Source organism: Solimonas sp. SE-A11, assembly GCF_030345715.1.
GTDB lineage: Bacteria > Pseudomonadota > Gammaproteobacteria > Nevskiales > Nevskiaceae > Solimonas_A.
The window spans coordinates 1-21416 of the sequence record NZ_JAUASX010000030.1; the positions used below are offsets into that span (position 1 = coordinate 1).

At 62.1% G+C, this 21416-nt stretch carries 12 protein-coding genes; all 12 read left to right on the plus strand.

Features of this window, described 5'->3' with window-relative positions:
- The first annotated feature begins 27 nt into the window (after positions 1 to 27).
- The 12 genes from QT386_RS22100 to QT386_RS22155 all read left to right on the plus strand — a co-directional run bounded on the left by QT386_RS22100 (position 28) and on the right by QT386_RS22155 (position 21415).
- The gene (locus QT386_RS22100) at positions 28 to 11070 is read left to right on the plus strand and encodes a PA14 domain-containing protein (protein ID WP_289275955.1); all 11043 of its coding nucleotides are present in this window, start codon (positions 28 to 30) and stop codon (positions 11068 to 11070) included.
- 2 nt (positions 11071 to 11072) lie between these two features.
- A complete protein-coding gene (locus tag QT386_RS22105; protein WP_289275956.1) occupies positions 11073 to 11525 on the plus strand; it encodes an SMI1/KNR4 family protein in 453 nt (150 codons plus the stop codon).
- Between the two features lie 1151 nt (positions 11526 to 12676).
- Positions 12677 to 13219, plus strand: a complete 543-nt coding sequence (locus QT386_RS22110) for a lipopolysaccharide assembly protein LapB (RefSeq protein WP_289275920.1) — start codon at positions 12677 to 12679, stop codon at positions 13217 to 13219.
- A gap of 9 nt (positions 13220 to 13228) precedes the next feature.
- Entirely contained in the window at positions 13229 to 14422 is a 1194-nt protein-coding gene (locus tag QT386_RS22115; protein ID WP_289275921.1) for a tetratricopeptide repeat protein, read from the plus strand.
- Positions 14419 to 14688, plus strand: a complete 270-nt coding sequence (gene fliQ, locus QT386_RS22120) for a flagellar biosynthesis protein FliQ (protein ID WP_289275922.1) — start codon at positions 14419 to 14421, stop codon at positions 14686 to 14688. The genes QT386_RS22115 and fliQ overlap by 4 nt, the downstream gene beginning before the upstream one ends.
- Positions 14689 to 14695: 7 nt before the next feature.
- Positions 14696 to 15466 (plus strand): flagellar biosynthetic protein FliR, encoded by a 771-nt coding sequence (locus QT386_RS22125; protein WP_289275923.1) that lies wholly within the window; start codon positions 14696 to 14698, stop codon positions 15464 to 15466.
- 2 nt (positions 15467 to 15468) lie between these two features.
- Complete coding sequence (locus tag QT386_RS22130; protein ID WP_289275924.1) at positions 15469 to 16545, plus strand: flagellar biosynthesis protein FlhB; 1077 nt, start codon at positions 15469 to 15471, stop codon at positions 16543 to 16545.
- Positions 16542 to 18596 (plus strand): flagellar biosynthesis protein FlhA, encoded by a 2055-nt coding sequence (flhA, locus tag QT386_RS22135; RefSeq protein WP_289275925.1) that lies wholly within the window; start codon positions 16542 to 16544, stop codon positions 18594 to 18596. The genes QT386_RS22130 and flhA overlap by 4 nt, the downstream gene beginning before the upstream one ends.
- 10 nt (positions 18597 to 18606) lie before the next feature.
- The gene (locus QT386_RS22140) at positions 18607 to 19320 is read left to right on the plus strand and encodes a flagellar hook-basal body protein (protein ID WP_289275926.1); all 714 of its coding nucleotides are present in this window, start codon (positions 18607 to 18609) and stop codon (positions 19318 to 19320) included.
- 24 nt (positions 19321 to 19344) lie between these two features.
- Positions 19345 to 20124: a flagellar basal-body rod protein FlgG gene (gene flgG / locus QT386_RS22145; RefSeq protein ID WP_289275927.1), complete on the plus strand. Its 780-nt coding sequence runs from the start codon at positions 19345 to 19347 to the stop codon at positions 20122 to 20124.
- Between the two features lie 2 nt (positions 20125 to 20126).
- Complete coding sequence (gene flgA / locus QT386_RS22150; RefSeq protein ID WP_289275928.1) at positions 20127 to 20834, plus strand: flagellar basal body P-ring formation chaperone FlgA; 708 nt, start codon at positions 20127 to 20129, stop codon at positions 20832 to 20834.
- An 11-nt stretch (positions 20835 to 20845) separates the two neighbouring features.
- Positions 20846 to 21415: a flagellar basal body L-ring protein FlgH gene (locus QT386_RS22155; protein ID WP_289275929.1), complete on the plus strand. Its 570-nt coding sequence runs from the start codon at positions 20846 to 20848 to the stop codon at positions 21413 to 21415.
- Position 21416 lies beyond the last annotated feature (1 nt).

The window sequence follows — 21416 nt, forward strand, 5'->3', positions numbered from 1 at the left end:
CGCAACTGGAAGACCTCCTACGACAAGCTGGGCAGGTTGGTTACGACCACCGATCCGCTGAACCAGGGGACGGTCACCGCCTACGACGCCTTCAGCCAGGTGCTGACGCAGACGGACAAGCTGGGTCTCGTCACCCTTTACAGCTATGTCCTCGATAACCAGGGACGCCGCAAGGTCGAGACCACAACGCCCGAGGGAGTGGTCACCAGCGTTACCTATGACGAATTCGGCAGTCGTCTGCGCGTCAGCCTGGACAACAACGGCGTTACGGAGGCCTCCGAGTGGCTCTATGACCAAGACGGTCGCTTGGTCAAGGAGACCGATGCCAATGGGTTCTTCTTCACCAGCGAATACAATGCCGCCGGTCAGCTGAGCCGCACTATCAACCAAGAAGATAGCGTTACGCGCTATACGTACGATGCCGCCGGCCGCGTGCTTACGCGTACGGTCGACTTTGGCAGCGACAACAGCCCAGTTACAGGGCAGCCTCGCCTGAATCTGAGCACCAGCTACGGCTACGACAGTTTCGGCGCGGCTATCCGGGTGACCGATACGGAAGGCGCGGTCACCGAAACGCTCTTCGATCGAAAAGGTCGCGTGCAAGCTGTGGTCGTCGATACCACGCAGCGCCCGGGACAAAATGCTCCGCTCAAGCTCGCGACGGTCTATGAATACGACCTTGACGGGCGGACCCTCCGTCTCAAGGAAGGCGTACAAGCAACCGGAGAGCCCGGCAGCCTGGCGGTGAGCGGCGCGGCAACGCGTACCACGCACTACGAATATGACAAGGCTGGTCGTCGTGTCACGGAGATAGTCGATCCGGCTGGCGAGGCGTTGACCACCCGCTACGTCTACGACAAAAACGGCAACCTGGTTCGCAAACGCGACGCCAACCTCAAGGATTGGGTCTACGTCTACGACGAACTCAATCGCGAGGCTTTCAGTGTAGATCCCAAGAACCAGGTAACAGCCAGGACTTATGACAAGGCCGGGCGCATGGTGAAGGAGGTGCGTTACCTCAACCCGCTCGCTGCCTCGGTTTCGGATCCTGACGGAATTTCAGGTGCTGCCCTGGGCCAGCTGCGCGCCGCCGTGGGCCAGCCTGGCTTTGCGGTGTCCAGCCGCGCCACGCGTTATGTCTATGATGCCGATGGCCGCCTCACCTATACGCTGGATGCGCTGGGCTACCTCGACGAAACCCGCTACGACAAGGCCGGCCGCGTTATCCAGACAGCTCGTCACGCGCTGCCGCTCAATCTTGCCGCGCTGCCCGATCTCCCGCAGCGTATCGACATCCAGAAACTACGCGCCACGGCTACCGCGGAGCTGCTCAACGCCAACTTCGACGCCGGCCCAACGGGCGTCAACATTCCCGCGAATCAGACAAGTCTCGTCCACGATGCGGCCGGCGGCCGCCTGCGCCTGACCAGCACGGCTGGTAGCAGCATGGTGGCGGCGATCGGGACCAATCGCGCAACCGGGGCTAATACTTTCACCGTTCGCGGCGAGCTCCAGGTGGAGACCGTCGGCAACGGCCAGTATTTCTTTGGGGCGTACAACAACCAGGCAACAACCAGCGCCGCATACCGCCGTCATGGCGCCCTGATCGTCGGCAATAAGCTTTACAGTGCTCACTACGTAGGCAGCACGGCGCCGGTGCTGGTGGACCTGGGCATCACAGTTGTGGCCAACAAGGTCTACACGATTGAAGTATCCGCCTACGCGCAGGGCAGCCAACTATACGTGTATGACGGCGGCAATCTTATCGCCACAGACGTCGCGCAGGGTGGCTGGAGCACTATCCGCAGCTATATCGAGGTCGCCGGACCTGCGGGTGCCACTGGCGAGTTGGCCTATGTCGATAATGTCAAGGAAGTCCGCTACACCGCGCCAACCGCTGATCAAGCCGACACGCGCCGCTCGAGATACATCTACGATGCCGCTGGGCGCCGCGTCTTCGAGATCGACGCCGGCGGTTACGTCAGCCGTTCTGCTTACGACAAAGCTGGCCGTGTCATCGAGTCGACGCGCTATGCCAATAGCATCGACACCACGCAGCTTTCAGCCACCCCGACGGTGGCCGATGTCAACGCCAAGCTGCCGACGCTGGGGGCGGTCTGGACCCAGGATTTCTCCACCGACGCTTCGGGCCTGACGCTGCCGACTGAGAGCGGCTACATGCAGGTCGTTGGGGGCAAGCTCGAGGTTAAGAGCCGCAACGATGCTGCGGGGGCCATCTCCCCGGAGGCCACCGGCCAAATGCGGACTCTGCCCGTCGGCGGCGCAATCGTCTTCCGTTCCGAAGTGGACATCACCCCCACGGTCGAAGACCTGGAGGTCGGCATTGAGGACGGTTCCGGCGGTCGCACCACCGCATCGTTCTCATCGCAGCGGACCGTCTATGTCAAAGGTCCCGCGCTTGGCAACTCCGCATTCCTGGGAATATTGCCCAGTGACGGAACCTACGTTCTGGAATGGACGCTGAGTGCCAATCGCACCGTTCTGAGGATTTACAAGAAGGGCCAGACCGCCGAAGGGGGCTTCAGCTTCGAATTCGCTACGGCCTGGTCACAGGCGAGAACCGTCATCAAGACGGCGGGGCGCAATGGCGGCGGCGTGACCACCAGCACCACCATCGACAACCTGAGCGAGACGATCGGTTATGGGGAGCGCGGCCAGCGCACCGTCTACGACGGCGCTGGGCGCAAGGTCTACGACATTGACGCTTTGGGCCAAGTAACCGGATACCGCTACGACGCCGCCGGCAAGCTGCTCGAATCCATCGAATACGACCAGCCGCTCGACATCGGGGCGCTGGGCCAGACCACGCTGAACGCCAAGTGGGTGGCGGACCGCCTGCCGCCGACCGCGACGCTTTGGAGCCAGGACTTCGTTACGAACACGCAGGGCCTGACCCTGCCAAGCCAGGCGGGTTACATCGCACGCGTCGGGCCTGGCATCCTGAGGGTGACCAGCAAAGCCAATGCCGGTGGCACCATCACTCCCACCGCTCGCGGCGACCGCCTGTATGAGGTCAGCGGTGTTCCGCTGGTCTTCCGCAGCGAATTGACCCTGTCTTCCGTTACCACCGGGCGGCGCCTGGTGATTGGCGCCGAGAACGACGGTGTCGGAAATGCCTACCAGCGGCTTGGCGCGAGCTTCATCGACGGCAAGGTGTATGCGGACATCGCAGCGTCCACTGGCCCCATCGAGCTGGGGGCCATTGACGCCGGCGCCACGTACATCGTCGAGGCAGAGATGGTCGGGCGTAGCAGCACGCTCTATGTCTACAAGAAGGGTACCTCGCGCCAGAGCGGATACCGTTACACCTACGGCTTCATCTGGAACAAGGCTCGCAGCTTCGTCCAGGCTACCGGAGCGCCCAGCGCGCCGACTGCAACCATTGATATCACGTCGATGTCCGAAGTCTATGACTTCGGCAGCCGCACTTCCTATGCCTACGATGGCGCTGGCCGCCTATCCAGCTCGACTGACGCGGAGGGCGGCACCGAGAGCTATGGCTATGACAACATTGGTAACCGAAAGACGCTGATCAACAAGACCGGCAACCAGAAACCCGCCGATTCGGCTTGGGTAACGGCGCACACCTGGCAGTACGAATACGATGGCGCCGGCCGCGTAGAACGCGAAATCGCGCCGTCGACCAAGATGGTCCTGCCGAGCGTCCCGGCCGGTGTCCCCTACGACTTTGTGCTGCCGGATCCTAGCCTCAAGGGTGCCCTGCGTTGGGGCCAGAACTTCGATAAGCCCGCGAGCACACTGCCCAGCGAAGGCCTGGACACCTCCGGCAGCCTGAGTGTGGATTCGGCCGCCGGCCTGCTGATGTTCACCAACGCCAGTACTCGTGGCACCGTCACCGGCCAGCGCGTTTACACCACCAGCACTCTTGCTGCGGGCGAGTACGTCGTTTTCCGCAGCGAAGTCGAAATTCCGTCGATGCAGGCGCCAAGCGGTGACATTCGGGTGGGCGTGAGGGGCCAGACCGCTACATCGGGCATGCAGGCATCATTCGTGGGGCGCGATCTCTATGCGTACTACAATGGCGCCTCGACGTACCTCGGCACCGTCAATGACAGCGCCAATGACTGGGACGATCTCTACGGCTACGTAGTCGAGATCATGGCCGGTAAGAACGAAACGGTCATGTACGTTTACAGGAAGGGCTCCCTGCGCACGGATGGCTTCGTCTACCGCCAGCAGGCCCGTATCGATGATGCCCGCTTCGAAGCTTCCGGCAAGGGCGGAAGCACCGCACTCGGCGCCGCCAGCGGCGTTCGCAACATGGTGGAGTACAAGGCCAATGCAAGCTTGGGCGGCGACGCTCCGGCCAACGGCCTGATCGGAACCTACTACAACAACATCGAACTCACGGGGGCTTCGCAGACCCGAGTCGACTCGACCATCAACTTCAACTGGAACGGTGTGGAGCCACTTCCCGGCCTGGGTTCTACGGTCTACGGCGTGGACTGGAAGGGCGGCATTGAGGTCGACGTCAGCGGTTTCTACATCTTCTCGGTGCGAGCCGACGACGGCTACTCGCTCTGGGTCGATGGCCAGCAGCTCGGCGTGAGCTGGGACGACGACCACGGTACTTCCGAGCGCCGTGACGGCATCGAGTTGGAAGCGGGACGTCGCTATACCATCCAGTTGCGGTACTTCCAGAACACCGGCAACGCCAATGTCTGGCTCAAGTGGCTGCGGCCGGGTACCACGGCGTACGAGTTCGTTCCCACTGCCTCCCTGTTCCAGTCGGATGAGCGCTATGCCTATGTGACCCCACAGCTCGTTTCCGCAGAACCCACGCCCGAGGAACGGGCGCTGGTCACCGAATACGAGCATGACGGCCTCGGCAACCTGCGCAAGCGCACCGAGGCAAAGGGCACCGTCCAGCAGCGCGTAACGGAGTATGTCTACGACGCTCTCGGTCGACAGACCGAGACGCGCTACGACGCGATGGTTTACGACGACGTCACTGACGTTGATGGAAGCTCCAAGCTGCGCACGGAGACGCTGAAGAGCCTGGCTTCGCAGGTCACCTACAACGCCTACGGCGAGGCCGTCTCCAACCTTGATGTGGGCGGCGCGCGCAGCGATAAGGTCTACGACGCGCTGGGGCGCCTGAAGTACGAGATCGACGCACGGCGATACGTCACCGAGTACTCTTACAACGCCTTCGGCGATCAGACGGTGGTGAAGCGCTACGCAAGTCCGGTAACCCTGCCACAGGCCACGAGCTATACCGAGCAGGACATCTCCGGCGCACTCCAGGCGACGCCGACCGAAGACCGCACCGTCACCACCACCTACGACCGACTCGGACAATCCAAGAAGGTGGAGCAGTCGTCGGTCTACACCTACTACACCTCGGGTGCGGCGGGACAGCAGTTCTTCAGCGCTGCCCCCACCGTCGTACGCGACTACGACGCCTTCGGCGCGGTGATTCGCGAGGGCCAGCTGCAGAGCAGCCAAGGTACGCCCAGCTGGGCCGAGACCTTCCACTACTACGATCGGGGTGGCCGCAAGACGGCCCAGATCGACTCCGGTGGCTATCTCACCGAGTGGACCTACGAGAATCGCGGCGCGGTGCAGTACAGCCTCGAGTATGCAACCTCGGCGACCGGCTACAGCGCCGCGGGTTATACCCGCCCGCCAAGGGACGCTGGGAATTCCTACGACGGCTATGTTGCCCCGGCCGAAGCGCAATCGAACATGCGTGACTACGACCATACGGTGCTGACCAAGCAGCGTTATGACGCCGATCGCCGCTATGTCGTCGAGAAGGACCGTTTGGGCCGCGATATCCGGCAGGCGCAGCTCGGTGTGGAGTACTACGACTTCGCCGTTCAGGGCACAGATTTCCTTGACTTCAAGCTGAGGAAGAGCGACCTGGCCAGCACCACGACCTATGATGCCGTGGGCAACGCTATCAGCGCCACGGATGCTCAGGGGGCAATCAGCTATAACTACTACGATGCACTCGGACGGCGCATTGCTTCCGTCGGCGCTGCACGCCCCACCGACGGTGCTCCTGCGAACTTCCGCCCCCTGGCTGAGTATCAGTACGATGCCCAGGGTAACGTGGTGCAGGAGACTCGCCGCATCTACGGCGCCACCACAGCCGATAATGCCGGCTTTACCACCACGCGCTTCCCGGATAGTGATCCCACGGCCTTCAAGCGCTACGATACCTGGGGGCGGTTGATCCAGGAAACGGACGCCGTCGGCAACAAGACCTTCTTCAGCTACGACGCTTACGGAAACATTCGCAAGACTTGGACGCCATTTACCACCGCAATCGGCGAAGAGCGTTTGAGTGCCACCGTTTACAAGTACGATGCCGCCGGCCAGACGATAGAAGAAAAGCAGATTGACGGCTACGCCAAGCCGGACTGGACGATCGAGCAGACCGACTACAACGCCTTTGGGCAGGAAAGTGCCAAGGGCATCGTCGGTTGGGGAACGGGACGGCAGGAGTCTTATGCATACGATCAGGCGGGCCGCGCCTGGAAGGTGACCGACGCGAACGGCGTCACTCACATCTACGCCTATGACCTGCAGGGACGGATGACGGCGGAATACAAGAGCGACACTGCCAACATCATCAATGCCACCTCCGTGCAGTCGGCGCATACGCTCTCCAACACGGCATCCAAGCGCATCCAGAAAATCGAGAACTTCTATGACAGCCTCGGCCGTCTGGTCCAGCAGCAGCAACCGTCCTTCGACGTCGGCAACTCGCTGAACGATACCGTCGTCTACAAGACCCCGATAGTCTTCCAGCGCTTCGACCGCTGGGGCAACGTAGTCTGGAGCAAGGGCGTGGGCGGCACCAGCACGACCGATACTGAAGGCCTCGAGCAGGCGATGGATTACGACTCGCGCAACCGGATGATCCGATCGCGCAATCTGACCAGCACGCCGAACATGGACGAGCGCGGCAATATGCTGGGGTCGAGTGTCAAGGCTGTCTCCTACTACAGCTACGACAACATGGGCCGGCAGATCTCGACCGTAGACGCTCGTGGCTATGTCAACGCTAAGACCTACAATGCCGTCGGACAGGTGATCTACGATCTGGCAGCCGACGGCGGGTCGATCTTCCATGGGTACGATCGCTTTGGCCGAGAGACGGTGCGTCAGGACGCGATGGGGCGCGGCTCATACTTCGAGTATGACGCCGCCGATCGTATGACGGCCAACGTCACCGGTCTGGGCCTCAACTCCATGCGCACCGAGTACGACTATGACGCCAATGGCAATCGTAGCGTCGAACGTACGCTCTTGGGCTGGACGTACGGCAAGCCGATCTATGCCACCCACAGGATGGTGATGGACGGACGCGGACGCGTCAGGATGGATATCAACGCCAGCGACGTCGTCGTCTACACCGGGTACTACTCCAACGGCAAGAAGGCCTATCAGTTCGACGAGGCCAGCATGCAGATGACTTGGTCCTACGACCAGTACGGCCGCATGACCGATCACCGCAACATTGCCGGAAATACCTTCGGCTACACCTACGACAATCTGGGCCAGCTGAAGACGCAGAAGACCACCTCCAACGGTGGGTTCAAGCAAGATCTCACCTATACATATGACCAGGCCGGGCATCAGACCGGCATCACTGACGCCAAGAACCCGACGATCGAGACGATCACCTACCGCTATAACATTCGCGGCCAGCGCGTGCGCGAATTAGAGATTGTGGGTGCCACGGAATCGCGCCGCGCGCAGATCGACTACGACGCTCTGGGGCGCATGTCGGGCATGGACGAATACCGTGGCGGCACCCTGCGGTTGTCCCAGGACTACAGCTACGATTTGTCGAACAACAAGAAGCGCCAACAGACGAACTGGGTTGACTACGTCGGCTCCAAGTCAGCCGACTACTACTACTCCTACGATGCGATGAACCGCATCCTGGTGAGCCAGGGCGTGAAGAGTGCGACCGGCACACCGATCGACATCAGCACGACGCAAGGCATTGGTCTGGGATACGACCTGGCGGGCAACCGCACAATGGAGCGCGGCTACGAGAACCCCACCACCTTTGCGGTTCGCGCCTATGCCTACGACGATTTCAATCACCTGACGCAGATCACGCGCAACAGCGTGATGGAACACAAGCGCCAATATGACCTGGCAGGCCGCGTCATTTGGTCGGAGGACTACAAAAACGGTGCCCGTGACCGTGTCCGCCAAAATGACTACTACCTGGACGGCCGTACGCGCATCCAGCGCAACATGAGGGGCGACCTGCGGTTCCTGCAGATCCTGCGCTACGATCATGTCGCCGCGGACGGTGGCCTCAACAGCTACGACAATGCCGGCAACCTGCTGCGCTACACCCTCGAGAACTGGGAGGGGTCCTACTACCTCAACACCTACAGCATCGGCTACCTCGGCCGCGAGACTTACCTCAAGAGCACTGAGACGGTCGTCAACAGCGGTGGCTCCACAACCACGACGCTGACCTACGACGGCAACAGCACCCTCATCGCGGTGGACGACTCACGGGTCAATGCCAACGACCGCACGTTTACCGTCAATGCCGCTGGCCAGACCCTGCACAAAAACCAGGGCAACGACAGCGCATTCTATTTCTACGCTAACGGCGAGCAGAAGGGCTGGTTCGAGAAGGGCGGCGAGCACGACTTTGACTACAACTACGAGCCCATCAGCGCGCAGTACCCCGGCCTCGCGCCGAGTAGCTACGTCACCATGGATGGCGACACGCCCACCAGCGTGGCGCAGGCCGTGTTCGGCGACGCCAGGCTTTGGTACCTGATCGCGGACGCCAACGGCCTCAGCCAGAACGAGACCCTGACCGCGGGCCGCACGCTGACGATCCCCAACCTTGTGGATAACGTCCACAATACCTCGGACACCTTCAAGCCCATTGACCCGGGCAAGATCGTGGGCGACACCACGCCCGCCACTCCGCCGCCGAAGCCCAAGGGCAAGAAGTGCGGGGGGCTACTCACGGTCCTTGTCATCATCGTTGCCGTGGTGGTGACGGTCTATACGGCAGGTGCGGCCGCGGGTGTGTTTGCCTCTGCTGGTAGCGTTGCCGCCGGCACTGGGGCCGCGACTTTGGGGGGAGCTGTACTCAGCGGCACTGCGGTGGCGGGTCTTTCTACGGGCGCTGCTTTGGGTGCTGCTGCGATCGGTGGGGCAGTGGGTTCCATTGCCAGCCAGCTCGCTGGCATGGCACTGGGCGTCCAGGACGGTTTCTCGTGGCGCAGTGTTGCCTTGGGCGGGCTGACGGCTGCCGCGGGTGCTGGACTGGGCGCGGGGCTGAATGCGATAGGCAATGCCGGCACTTCATTCAGCTGGCTAAAGGTCGCCAAGGAAGGCATGACTTGGCAGCGTGGCCTGTTGCAAGGTGCCCTGAATTCCGCGGCCAACCAAGGGATTGGCATCGCCATGGGCATGCAGGACCACTTCTCTTGGAACCAGGTAGCCTCGGCGGCCGTGATGGGGGGCTTCGGCAACACCGGGGCCTATAAGGATGGTTCGGGCATGCTGGCGGGTGCCTTCGGTCAAAAGGCGTGGGGCAAAATTGCGGCTGAAACTTTAAACCGCACCCTGACTGGTGCGGGTGGCCGATTGATTGAGATCGCCTTGCAAGGGGGAGGCAAGGTCGACATCAAGCAGATTGCGGCGGATGCGTTCGGCAACGCGCTTGGCAATGCTGTCGTTGGAGAGATGCAACGCTCCGACGCCCAGCGTATGGCAGCGAGAGAGGAGCAGAAGACCCGGTTGCGGGCACTGGATGCTCTAGCCGAGCAGAGGAAGCTTTCACCTGAGGCATATGCCAAGGCTAAGCTTGCAATCGAGACTGGCCAGTTCTCCTCCTTCCAAAGCGTCGACAATCTAGGTGGCGATGGAGCCTTCAATAAGGAGACAGGCCAACGCTTCGTCGATAGTGAACTGCTTGCGGCCGCTCGCGCTGGTGATCCAATGGCTCAGGCGAAACTGCATAGCGTCGCCCTAGAGGAAACAGGCCATCAGGTTGCCTCCATTGTGGAGCGCGAACTGGGCATCACCGACTTTTCCGGAGATGAGGGAGCGGAAATCGCCGCGGCGCTCATGACTGAGAACCTGCTCAGCGCCAAGAATGCAGGTATCGGCAGCATCGGATTCTCTCTGAACGTGGATGGCAATGTCGGACAGTTCGAGTACGGCCTGGGACACGGCACGCTGGCAGCACTGGAACTGTTCTCACGCATGGAGGACGACGTTCAGGCTGGAGGCCTCGAATACTCTGGCGGCAAGTTCAAGAAGATTTTGGGAGACGCGGCCGAAGGTTTGGGGAAGATTGCCAAGGCTACTGAGATTAAACCTCTGGTTGCCCTCAAGAATGGCGTGAAGGGCCAGTTGGACGACCTGGGTGCATACGCCGCGCGCACGGATAATGAAGTGCTACTGCATGTCGGCGGCGTGTTGTATGGAATGTCGGAGGCGTTGCTACCTGAGGGATTGCTTGACTTCGTTCCTGGTGGTAAGGCAACCAAGGTTGGAAAGTTATCCAAGGTGGCTGGCGGGGCGGATGAAGCAGCTCAAGCTGGGCGCGCCGCGGAGCGCAGCGACGACGTATATGATGCGCGCAGCATTGGTGACGCGTTGGAGGCAAAATATCCAGGTCAAGTAAGTTCGCGCACGTTGCCCTCTATAACAGAGAAAAACGTCGCATTGGCTGGAAAAAGACATCCAGTGACCAAGATTGTATTCGATGAGAGAGGGTTCCCTATCTTTGACGATGTCTCCGCCTTTGACACGCGCATTGCAAAAAAATACTTCTCCGTCGACGATAGCGCGGCGCATATGCGTGCCGCCACGAGGGATCTGCGGGGCGCCCTCGCACGCGGAGAGGTGGATTCAGCTGGATACAATGCACAGCAACTCAGAGCCATTCAGGGCGGAAAAGCGAACATTCCTGGCCTTACTTGGCACCACCATCAAGATTTAGGGCGTATGCAGTTGGTTCCTACGAAAATACACGAAAAAACTGGCCATGTTGGTGGCCACGAAATGTGGTTTAGGTGAAAATGAGAGACTTAAACTGGTTTGAGCCCGGCTCGCCCTTGGAAGTTAACGAAATTGAAGCGGCCGAAGAAGGATTCGGTGTCAAGCTGCCGCGTGACTACGTCGAATTTGTTCTTGTCAATTCAGGGGGCAGCAATCCGGATGAGTCGGTATTTGAGTACTTGGATCAGGGGAAGAAAAGGGTTGGGAATTTCGGAGTGCTTCTTAGTCTGTCTGCGGAGGATGAATTTTCGGTATTTGCGACGCTGGAAAATCTTTCCGGACAATTGCCGGACAAAGTGATCCCTGTCGTGGGATCTGGTTCGGGCGACTACGTATGTCTAGATTTTCGAGGTTCAGATTTGCCGGGAGTTGTTTACTTTTTACACGAGAGAAGTGGTGACTTTGCGCTGGTGCCTCTGGCTAGTTCATTCTCTGCTTTTTTAGACCGTCTTCAAGAACCAGAGGATGAGTAAAAGAGTAGTGCTGACAGGGCAACCCTTGAATATTTCGCTCTAATTTCAAAATAATCGAGGAACTTCATGCGGCAGGCCTAAAGGGGTAGGAAGATGCCGCGCAGGTGCCTTTACTAATTGGCCGGAATTCCTTGTTATGTGATCCGGCGCGGTCACAATCACGACTTTGCTTCTAGGCGCCCGAAGAGCCCCGGTACTACCTGCAGTGTCTGCGTGAAGCCTGCCTGTCGCCTGAAGCCGCGGTCCATACTAACGTTCTGATGACCAATCGTATTTTCCGGCCGATAGAATTGGGGAAAGTAAAATCGATCGCCCGTTGCTACAGTCGGTAGGCCTGCCATACGTGCAGCACGTCAACATCAGCTACCGCCGCAGCGGCACTCTGTGGGAAGGACGCCACAAGGGCAGCCTGATCGATACCGAGCACTACCTGATGAGTTGCTACCGGCGCATCGAACTCAATCCCGTGCGGCAGGCATGGTCCTGCGCCCTAACGACTATCCCTGATCGAGCTATGCCGCCAACGCTCACGGCAGGGATGGCGCCGCAGCCCTTCGCCACGATGTCTACATGTCATTAGGAAGCGGCGACGCAGAACGAGACAGCAGGCGTATCGAGAAAAGTTTCAGGAGCGTCTGGACGCACCAGATTTTGAAGCCCCGAGCACTGGCATCAACCTATGTGTTCCGGTGGGCGGCGACCAATTCAAGAGTCAATCGAGCATCGTTTGAAGCTGCGGGTCAGCTACAAAAGAGGAAGGCCGATGAAAGGGCTTCCGGCTGAGAGTTAATTTACTCCTCCCCTTTAAGCCGACTTTCAAACGAGTCCTCGTTTGCGCCGCCCATTGCCCCTCAAACCTGACAGTCGGTTCAGGTTGCGCCCGCGCCTGGACTCGATTCAAATGCTGGCCGCGCTCGATCCGCCTTGTTGAGACCCCAAATAATCTCCAGGGTGAATCTGAGACTTTGTCCCCAGTTCAGGTGACATCGTGCAGTTTGTCGATTGTTTATCGTCGCGCTTTGGATTCAAATGCGATGGCCATGGGGTGCGGCACTGCCGCAATGGCCCCGGGGTTAGATAAATAGATGGCGCGACGGCCTCCGATCGCGCAGGTGCGGTAGTGGTTTGTTGTATCACTTGGGGAAGTTCAGATGCAGAATGTCTTCGACGGCGAGGAGCTGTTGGTCCTTGCGCGCATGGATCTTGAAAAAGGCGTTGTGGAGCAGGGGCTTGCCAAGCTGAAGCAGGCGGCTGCCCTGGGCGATTGCCCGCCGGCGGTGCGGCTGGAACTGGCCCGCGTTTATGCGCAGCTGGGCCTGCGCGGCAAGGCCCGCGCGCAGTTCGAGGCCTATCTCCAGACGCAGCCAGGCGACATCGACGCCAGCTTCCAGCTCGGCATGACGCGCTTTGAAGATGGCGACACCGATGCGGCGCTGGCCATATGGGAGCGGGTGCTGCAGCAGTCTGCGCAGTATCCGCCGGCCTTGTACTTCCGCGCCGTTGCTGCGGCGCGGCGCGGGCAGGGGAGTGAGGCCAGGGCCCAGCTGCGCAGTGCCCTTGATGTCATCCCCGCGGACAATCTCTACTTCACCCGCTCGCGCGATCTGCTGGCCTCTATGAACGCCGCTGAACGCTCCGGCAAGGCGGAGCCGGTTGCGCTGAATGCCGCTGACGCCTACCGCACCCAGCACTAGGAGCGGAGTGTGACACTGACTGGCAATGCCGACGCAGCCACACGGCTGCAGCGCCTGCGCGGGTTCCTGCAGGCGGACCCGGGCAACCTGCGCCTGGTGCAGGATGCCGCCGCCGTGGCGCGCGATCTGCGTGACCTGGACGCTGAGCGGGAGATTCTAGGCTCGGGCCTTGCCCATCATCCGGAAGACGCCGCTCTAGGGCATACGCTGGGCGTCAACGCGCTGGAGCGCCGCGATTTCCGCAACGCGGCCATCTGCTTCGATACCCTGCTGGCCGCGGGACATGAGCATCCGGCCATCCGCTATAACCTGGCTTTCGCGCAGTTCTACGCTGGCTTTCCCCAGGCTGCCATCGACGCCCTCGCGGATTTTTCCGACGCCGACTGGGCGCAGTTGCCGCAGGCGCACAAATTGTTTGCGCAGGCCGCGCACTACGTGGACGACGAAGGCTTGCAGCGGACCATCTTGCACCTGCAAAAATACCTGGCAGTGAAGGACGACGACGCCGAGGCCCATGGCCTGCTGGCGCTGGCCCTGTTCGATGACAACCTGGCCGAGGAAGCAGAGCAGCGTATCCAGGCGACGCTGCAGCGTCGCCCGGACGAGCCGCATGCGCTGTTGGCACAGGGCGGCCTCGCGCTGGAGCGGCAGGATCACCGGCAGGCGGCGGAGTCCTTCGATGCGGTGCTGCGGCAGCAGCCGCAGAACGGCCGCGCCTGGTCGGGGCGCGCCTTTGCCCACATGCTGAACCTGGATTTTACGCCGGCGCAAGAGGCCTTTCTCAAGGCCGTGGAGCACATGCCGGACCACATCGGCACCTGGCATGGCCTCGCCTGGTTGCGGATCATGAACAATGACCTGGCCGGCGCGCAGCAGAGCCTGGACAAGGCCATGGCGCTGGATCGCAATTTCGGTGACACCCACGGCAGCATGGCGGTGATCGCCGCCTTGCAGGGCCGCACCGACGAGGCCAAGCTCATGGCGCGACGAGGCCGCGGCTTGAATCCGCAGAGTTTCTCCGCCCGCTACGCCGAGAGCCTGCTGCTGGCTCGCTTTGGCGAGCGCGAACAGGCCAGCGAAGTTGTGAGGAAGCTGCTGGCAAGCTCCGTCGTCGAAGGGGGTCTCAGCGCGGGTGAGCTGACCGCGGCCCTGTTGGAACGCCGCCAGCGTGACGCAGCCAAGGCCGAGGGGCCGCACTCATGACGGCCGACCTCGCCCTCAAGCTCTCGCAAGAGATGCTGTGGACGGCAATGCTGGTGGCCGGGCCGGTGGTCGGCATCAGCATGATCGTGGGCCTGATCGTCAGCATCTTCCAGGTGGTGACTCAGATTCAGGAGATGACGCTGACCTTCATCCCCAAGATGCTGGCCATCTTCTTCGTGCTGGTCGCTTTGGGGCCCTGGATGCTGGCCACCCTGGTGCAGTTCGGCGTCACGCTGTTCACCAACATACCCGTCTACGTTCGGTGAGCACCACATGAATCTGGTGGTGCAAGCCGAGTGGATTGTCATGTTATTGATGGCGGCTGCCCGCATTGCCGGCGCCTTGGCCTTTGCCCCTGTGCTGGGCTTCGCCACGCTGCCGACGAACATCCGGCTATTCCTGATCTTGGCGCTGGCGCTGATGACGGCTGGGCTGGCGGCCGGCGGCGCGCTGCCCGCAGCGCCGCAGACACTGATGGGCCTCATCCTGGCCATGGGGCGGGAGGTCTTGCTAGGGGCTTTGCTGGGCTTCGGCATCCTCGCCGCCTTCGGGGCGCTCGCGGTGGGCGGCCGCCTGCTGGACTACCAGATGGGCTTCGGCATCGCCACCCTGTTCGACCCCTCCACCCGCGGTCACGGCTCGTTGATGGGGGCGGTGTTCACCATGCTCGGCGCCACCATCTTCCTGGCGCTGGATGCGCACCACACACTGATTCGCGGCTTCGCGTTCTCCTTCCAGTCCGTGCCAGCGGGATCGCCGTTGGTATTGCCGATTCAGTTGGTGATGGGGCAGTTCGGTTTGATGTTCGTTTACGGATTCATCCTGGTGGCGCCGGTGGTCTTTGCGCTGATCCTGATGGACCTGGTTATTGGCTTCGCCGCGCGTGTCATGCCGCAAGTCAACGCCTATTTCGTGGCGCTGCCGGCCAAGGCTTTCGTCGGCCTGCTGGTTACCGCGATCTCCCTTCGCTTCTCTGGCGGCATCGTGCAGAGCCTGTTCGAAAAAATCTTTCTCTACTGGCAGCAGGTCCTCGTCGCGAGATAATCATGGCCGACCAGGGCGCAGACCAGGACAAGTCAGAGACCGCAACCCCCTTCAAGCTGGAGGAGGCACGCAAGCGCGGGCAGGTGTTCAAGAGCGTGGAACTGAACTCACTGGCCGTGCTGTCGGTGGCTCTGGCAGCGACCATCGCCTTCTCCGAATCGGCCATGCGCAAGACCTTCACCTTAACGCAGGGGCTGCTGCGCGAGGCAGGCCGCACTGAACTCACGATTCCTATGGTGACGGAACTGATGAGCAGCTTGTCCACGAGCGTCCTGTTCCTGCTGCTGCCCTTCCTCCTGCTGGTGATGGCGGCCGGCGTGGTCGCCAACTTCCTGCAGACCGGGCCGGTGTTCTCCTTCACGCCGCTCAAGCCGGACTTCACCCGTCTGAACCCCGCCACGGGGCTGAAGCGCCTGTTCTCCATGCGATCGGTCTACGAGGGCTTCAAGTCCATGCTCAAGCTGGGCCTGCTGGCGGCCGTGCTGTTCTGGATGATCTGGAGTTTGCTGCCCGATCTGCTGATGCTCACGCGCCAGCCGCTGGGTGCCTACCCGGATCTGCTGATCGAACATGCCAGCTTCGTCTTATTCGTGCTGCTGCTCGGCTTGCTCGGCCTGGCCTTGATGGACCTGAGCTTCACCCGCTGGGAGTTCATGAAGAAGATGCGCATGAGCCGACGGGAGCTCAAGGACGAGGTCAAGCGCCGTGAGGGTGATCCCCAAATCCGATCCAAGCGCCGCGAAATCCAGCGTGCAATGCGCAAGAAGGCAGCCTCAGCTGGCCGCATCAAGGATGCTGACGTCTTGATCACCAACCCCACGCATGTTGCCGTGGCGCTGCAGTACAGCCGTGAGGACATGCCGGCGCCGAAGCTGATCAGCAAGGGCGCGGGCGATGCCGCCCTGAAACTGCGCCGGGCGGCGTTTCGTCACGGCATCCCCGTGGTGGAGAATCCGCCCCTGGCCCGTTCGCTCTATCGCAGCACCGATCTGGAGCAGTACATCCCGGAGGATAGCTATCGCGACGTAGCCCTGGTGCTGCGCAGTGTGCGCAAGCCCTCGCAGGAGCGTCCGTCTTGAGCGCCGCCAGCCTGTCGCGCCAGATGCTTGGAACCCGCTCCGAGCTGTTCGTGATCGCCGCGGTGGTTGGTATCCTGGTGGTGCTTTTCTCGCCGATACCGCCGGGCCTGCTGGACTTCCTGCTGATCAGCAACTTCTGTTTGGCGGCGCTGATCCTGCTACTGACGTTCTATACCGACAAGCCGCTGACCTTCTCGACCTTCCCGTCGATCCTGCTAATCGCGACGCTGCTGCGTCTGTCGCTCAACGTCGCCGCAACGCGGTTGATCCTCACGGACGCCTACGCTGGCCGCGTCATCGAGGCGATCGGCTCGCACGTGGTAGCGGGCAACTACGTAATCGGGCTGGTGGTGTTCCTGATCTTGATCGTGGTGCAGTTTGTGGTCGTGACCAACGGCGCGCAACGCGTCGCCGAGGTCGCCGCGCGCTTCACGCTGGATGCCATGCCCGGCAAGCAGATGAGCATCGACGCCGATCTCAACATGGGCCTGATCACCGAGGTCGAGGCCCGCGAGCGCCGCAAGGAAATCGAGCGCGAGGCCAACTTCTACGGCGCGATGGACGGCGCCAGCAAGTTCGTCAAGGGCGATGCCATCGCCGGCATTATCATCATCTTGATCAACATCATCGGTGGCCTGGCCATCGGTTTGGTGCAAAAGGGGATGGAGTGGTCGGAGGCGCTGGCCACCTACACCCTCCTGACGGTGGGCGACGGTATCGTCACTCAAATTCCGGCGCTGGTCATTGCCACCGCTACCGGCATCCTGGTTACCCGCGCCGCCACCGATGCGGACCTGACCAAGGAGATGCTGTCGCAGGTTACTCGCTACCCCAAGTCCCTCGTGATCCTCGGGGGAGCGCTGTTCGCCACACTATTCCTTCCGGGCATGCCGGTGCTGCCGGTGCTGGCCATCCTGGTGCTGGTGGTGGCATCTGCCGTGGTCGCCTACCGGGCCAGCGCGCGCGAGCAAGTGGCCGAGCCGTCCGCCGAAGATGCCACAGCGACGGGAGAGGAGGGGGTGTCCTATGCCGCGCTGGCGGTAGAGCCCCTGGAGATGGAGTTGGGCGCCGCGTTGCGGCCGCTGGTTGGGCAGGATGACAGCCTGTTCATGAAGCGCGTCAAGGCCTTCCGACGGCAGCATGCGACGGAGAGTGGCCTCATCATCCCCAGCCTGCGCCTGCGCGAGGAAGCGCGCCGTTCACCCCAGAGCTACGCGATCCGCTTCTTCGGCGCCACGGTCGCAGAGGGCGAAATGCGGCCTGACTCGGTGCTGGCGATCAATCCTGGCAACGCTGGCACGGCCATCAAGGGCGAGAAGACGCGTGACCCCACCTTTGGCCTGCCGGCATTGTGGATCGCTCCCGGCGATGCCGCTGCCGCCCGTGCCGCTGGATTCACCGTGGTGGAGCCGCTCACGGTGCTGGTCACGCATTTCTCCGAGGTGATACGTAATCAGGGCCACCACTTGGTCACACGCCAGGAGACCGAGCGCTTGGTAGGTACGGTGCGTGAGGCTCAGCCCAGCCTGGTGGAGGAGCTGATCCCCGGCGTGCTGTCGCTGAGCGACGTGCAGAAGGTGCTCAAGGCACTGCTCAAGGAACGCGTCCCTATCCGCAACATGGACTTCGTCCTGGAGGCCCTGCTTGAGGCCGGCCGTCAGGTCAAAGACCACGACTCCCTGACCGAACGGGTACGCGAGAAGCTGGGCCTGGCGATCACCCAGCGCTTTGCCAGCAAGGACGGCTCTCTGCACGTGCTGACGCTGGAAGCCGCCACCGACAAGGTCCTGCGCGACGCCATCCGCCAGAGTGAGGGCGGAACTACCTCGATGGACCCGGGCTGGATGGATCGCCTGGTGCGGGCGTTGTCGCGCCACGTCGAGGAGATGCTGGCGCAGAACATCGTGCCGGTGCTGATCTGCGCCCCCTCTGTGCGGCGCTTCCTGCGCCGTGCGACCGAGGCCTCCCTGCCGCATCTCAACGTCATTTCAACTTCGGAACTGAACAGCACCTTGTCTGTTCGCGTTCACGCCACCGCCGGCGTCAACTAGGGGAAGCCGCATGACCGATATCGCCGCACTTGTCACCGCGACCCTGGCCAACGACCAGGAGCGGCTGCGCATCATCGCGCAGAACCTCGCCAATGCCTCCACGCCGGCCTATCGGGCAGAAATACCGGTTGGTACCGGCGCCTTCGCCTCGCTGATCGATGGATCGCAGCCGGGCTCCGCGGTGGAAGCGCATCGCAGCCAGCGTCAGGGCGCGATCCAGCAGACCGGGCGCAAGCTGGATCTGGCGATCGAGGGCGAGGGCTGGTTCCGCGTACAGGCGCCGGAAGGTGTGCGCTACACCCGACGAGGCGACTTCGAAATGGACCCCTCTGGTCGCGTGCAAACCGCCCAGGGCCTGCCGTTGCTTGCCGGCAGTGCGCCGCTGAGCCTGCCCAACATGGATTTTGAGATCGATGCACAGGGCGCGGTTCGCGTCGGCAGCGGCGTGCTGGACCGCATCCTGTTGGCGCAGGCGGATGAGGATACGCAACTCGTCTACGTGGGTGAAGGGCTTTATGCCGCGGCCGGGGAGCTTCCGATAGCAGCTCCCGAGGCGGGCACCGCCTCCATCCGCCAAGGCGCAATCGAGCGCGGCAATGTGGATCCGCTGCAGGAAATGGTGGCGATGATGCAGACCGTGCGCCATTTCGGCAGTAGCGCCCAGGCGCTGCGCGCGTACGACCAGATGCTGGATGCCGCGATCAACAGAAGCGGCGATTTCTAAGACGATTCCCAGGGGAAGATTTCCATGCTCGACGCGATCTACGCCAGTATCTCCGGTCTGCAGGCCCATCAGCTGCGGCTCGATGCCTTGTCCAATAACCTGGCCAACGTCAACACGCCAGGCTTCAAGAAGGCGCGTGTCAACTTTGCCGATCTCATGTACCGCCCGGTGGAAGCCGCGGCGGCAGATTCCGAGGCGGCGGACAAGCCGCGCCAGGTTGGCCTGGGGACCGCCGTGGCCAGCACCGAGGCGATCTTCAGCCAAGGTGACCTGCGCCAGACCCAGCGCCCGCTGGATATGGCCATCTTCGGGCAGGGCTTCATGGAGGTACAGCTGGCCGATGGCAGCTTCGCCTATACGCGCCTCGGCTCGCTGCGCCTGAACGAGACCGGGGAACTAGTCACCACCGATGGCCTGCGGGTTTCCGGCGACGTACGAGTGCCCGCCGAAGCCACGCAACTGGTCATCGACCAGGACGGCCGTATCCTGGCCACCTTGCCGGGCGAGAAGGACCCCGAGGAGATCGGTCAGCTTGAGCTCGTCGGCTTCGTCAATGCCACCGGCCTCAAGTCCATGGGTAGCGGCCTCTATGCTGCCACCTCCGAATCCGGCGATCCCTTCTACGGCAAGCCCGGTGAAGTCGGTCTGGGCAAGCTGCGCCAAGGTTTCCTGGAAATGTCGAACGTCGATTTCATCGAAGAGCTCTCCGAGCTGGTCGTGGCGCAGCGCGCCTATCAGCTCAATGCCCGTGCCCTTCAGGCGGCGGACGAAGTGCTGGCCGAGATCAACAGCCTGCGCCGCTGATCATGAAAATGCCCTTGCCTCGCTACTGGCTGTCCTGCCTTGCACTGGCCCTGGCCGGTGTGCAGCCGGCCGCATGGTCGATGCAGGGGTGCAGCGAAGAGCCCTTGCTTCGGCAGGCCGCTGCGCAACTGCGCGGGCAGTTCGGGGAGCGTTGTGAGGTCTGCGCGCTGGGCAGCTTGCCGGAACAGGTTTGCACTGGTGCGGTCGCGGATATCTCAATTGGAGCGGCCGGCGCGCCGAATGAAGGTCGAGTGGCAGCCCGCGCGAGCCTGCGCTGTGCCGATGGCACGGTGCGCAGCCTCCCGCTGTGGTTCCAGGTTGCCGCTCCGCGGCTCACGCCGCGGGCTCGCCGGCCGCTGGTCAGCGGCACGTCTGTAGAGCCGAGTGATTTCGAATGGGTGGAACGCATGCAACCCCTGCCGGGTGACGGCTGGAGCGCCGATGGATGGACCGCCGGCAGCAAGCGGCTGGTGCGCCCCCTGCGTGCCGGTGATGTATTGCACGCCCGGTACCTGCGGAGCTCTGCCGCCGTCGAGTCCGGCGCACGGGTCGAGGCGGCGCTGGTGCAGGGTAAGGTCAGCCTGCGTCTGGATGCTATCGCCATGGGGGAGGGAGCACCGGGCGAGCGTATCCGGGTGAAGCGAGGGCAGGACGGCAAATCGATGCCTGCGCGGGTGACAGGAAGTAATAGTGTGGAGTTGTTGCCGTGAATAAACGATCGATGCGTCGCCTGCTGCCAGCCCTGGGTCTGTTGATGCTCCAGGCCTCGCCCCTTCAGGCCGACAATCTTTACGACGAAAGAAGCTTCCGTCCCCTGGCCGGCGACGTGCGCGCCCGTGAGGTCGGCGACTCCCTGACAGTGCTCATCGTGGAGACTTCATCGGCGGAAAGCCGCGCCAATTCTTCCGAGGACTCAGGTTTCTCGTTTGATGCCGGCGTCAAAGATGCGTCCGGTCCGTCCTCGGTGGGTCTGGACGTGGAGTCCAGCAGCGATGGCGCGGCCCGCACCACGCGCGGCGGCAATCTGCGGGCTCAGATTTCGGCGCGTGTGGAGAAGAGGCTGGACAATGGTGACCTGTTCATCCGGGGCCACCAGATGATTCGTGTCAATGGCGAGGAACAGGAAATCCGCCTGGAAGGGGTGGTTCGGCCGGTCGACATCGCTGGTGCCAACGTCGTGCTGTCCTCGCGCATCATGGACGCGCGCATTGAGTACAAAGGCAAGGGCTGGGTATCACGGTCTCAGCGCCCGGGCATCTTCCGCCGACTCCTGATTTTCATGGGCTTTTGAT